This window comes from Comamonas sp. GCA5, from assembly GCF_036541385.1.
GTDB classification, from domain to species: domain Bacteria; phylum Pseudomonadota; class Gammaproteobacteria; order Burkholderiales; family Burkholderiaceae_C; genus Comamonas; species Comamonas aquatica.
The window spans coordinates 1-941 of record NZ_JAZHFR010000195.1 but is presented as its reverse complement, the minus strand read 5'-3'; the positions used below and the strand labels follow the sequence as shown (position 1 = coordinate 941).

Here is a 941-nt window from a genome sequence, read left to right as displayed (position 1 = left end):
AAGTGGACCATGCCCATCCGGGATTGGAAGGCTGCGCTGACCCGCTTTACCATTGAGTTCGGAGACCGCATCTCCGTCAATTGAAGTCCGAACCGTTTACACAAAAATTCGGACACGCCCAGGCATTAACCAATTCCACAGTAGAGAAGAAGCGCACCCTTTGACGGTGGTGCTCAATGGCCTGAATACCCAGTGCCGTAGCAATGTGCGTCTTGCCAGTACCGGGTCCACCGACAAGCACCACATTGTTGGCTTTATCGATGAATTCACAGCGATGAAGGTTGCGTACCAAGGCTTCATTGACCTCGCTGTGGGCGAAGTCAAAGCCCGCCAGGTCCCTGTAGACAGGGAACTTGGCTGCCTTGAGCTGATAGGCAATGGAGCGCACTTCTCGCTCAGCACTCTCGGCCTTGAGCAGTTGCGACAGTATGGGGTGTGCTGCTTCAAAGGCTGGTGAGCCTTGCTCGGCAAGTTCTGTCACGGCCTGGGCCATGCCAAACATCTTGAGTTGGCGCAGCATGATGATGATCGCAGCGATGGCGGGGTCATGACGCATGGCGCACCTGTCGGAGTTGGTCATAGCGCACGACGTTGGCTTGTGGCTCAACGATCAAGGCCAAGGCTTGGGGTGAATGGATGGGCTCAGGTTCCTGTGTTCCATCAATGAGGCGGTGCAAGACATTGATGATGTGGGTCTTGCGGGGTACGCCATCCTCAAGAGCCAACTCGACAGCGGCCAGGACGGCCTGCTCATCGTGCTGCAACACCAAGGCAAGCACCTCCACCATCTCACGGTCGCCGCCAGGTTGCTTCAGGAGCAAAGCTTGCAGTCGTTTGAATGCGTCTGGCAACTCGGCAAACGGCGCACCGTTGCGCAATGCGCCAGGCTTGCGCTGCAATACGGCCAAGTAATGGCGCCAGTCATAGACCGTACGCCCAGA

The 941-nt window shown here is 56.9% G+C and carries 2 pseudogenes; both read right to left on the bottom strand.

The window, feature by feature from the left end:
• Positions 1 to 121: 121 nt before the first annotated feature.
• A pseudogene (locus tag SJH88_RS19195) lies at positions 122 to 556 on the bottom strand (ATP-binding protein); the annotation flags it as partial.
• Positions 546 to 941, bottom strand: a pseudogene (locus SJH88_RS19190) (IS21 family transposase); the annotation flags it as partial. The pseudogenes SJH88_RS19190 and SJH88_RS19195, both read right to left, overlap by 11 nt.